This is a genomic window from Spiroplasma endosymbiont of Megaselia nigra (genome assembly GCF_003987485.1).
Classification (GTDB): domain Bacteria; phylum Bacillota_I; class Bacilli_A; order Mycoplasmatales; family Mycoplasmataceae; genus Spiroplasma.
The window spans coordinates 1-827 of record NZ_RCOO01000308.1 but is presented as its reverse complement, the minus strand read 5'-3'; the positions used below and the strand labels follow the sequence as shown (position 1 = coordinate 827).

At 25.5% G+C, this 827-nt stretch carries 1 protein-coding gene; it reads left to right on the top strand.

Annotated elements, in window-relative coordinates; all coding sequences use genetic code 4:
- The coding region (locus D9R21_RS07830; protein WP_158614013.1) for a hypothetical protein at nt 1–827 on the top strand (827 nt) is incomplete at both ends.

Here is an 827-nt window from a genome sequence, read left to right as displayed (position 1 = left end):
AAATTGATGATATGAAACTTATAAAATAAAAGAAAAATTAGATAAAAATGAATTAACAGCAAGTTTAATGGGTAAAACTATCTTTGGTTTATTAGAAACATCAGATGGTAATATTGATTTATGAATTAATCCTTTTAACTTTACATCTCGTGTAAGTAAAATAAATGAAATTGAACAAGGTGCTGATATTTGATTAAATTATCATCAATCAGATAGTGGTTTTATTTTAAATTTAATTTGTACCAAAGATAAAATAATTATTAAAGGTTGACCAAAAAATAATGAAGTAGTTGTTGGACAAAGTAAAACACAAATTAAAGATGATGTTAGACCTGTTTTAGTCCAAGAATTTAAAAATAAATTAGGTATTGTACCTTTTTGAGAAATGATTAATGAACCTAATCCATTATTTTTATCTACATCAACCACTTTAAATCCACGACCTACTATGGCAAATTGTTATAAATTACAATTTGATTTAGAAGATAGTTTTAATATTAAATCAAAAGAAAGATGAGCAAATCGTACTCATTGATATGGGGTATTAGATGATGATTTAATGACTGCTTATAATAAAGGCAATAAAAAGGTATTACAAGATGCTTTTGATGATATTTTTATTCAATCAGGTCAATCAGCAGTAGATGGTCAATTATCACAATCTTTACAAGTATTACAAGGTACACCAACCTTAGAAACATATACACAAGACCAAAAAGCAATTATTGAACAAGTATATATAGCATGTAATTTTTCTAGTCCTTTTGGTGATGCCTCAGATAGTGAAGAAAATAAAACACAATCATTAATAAAAAAAACAAAAGACT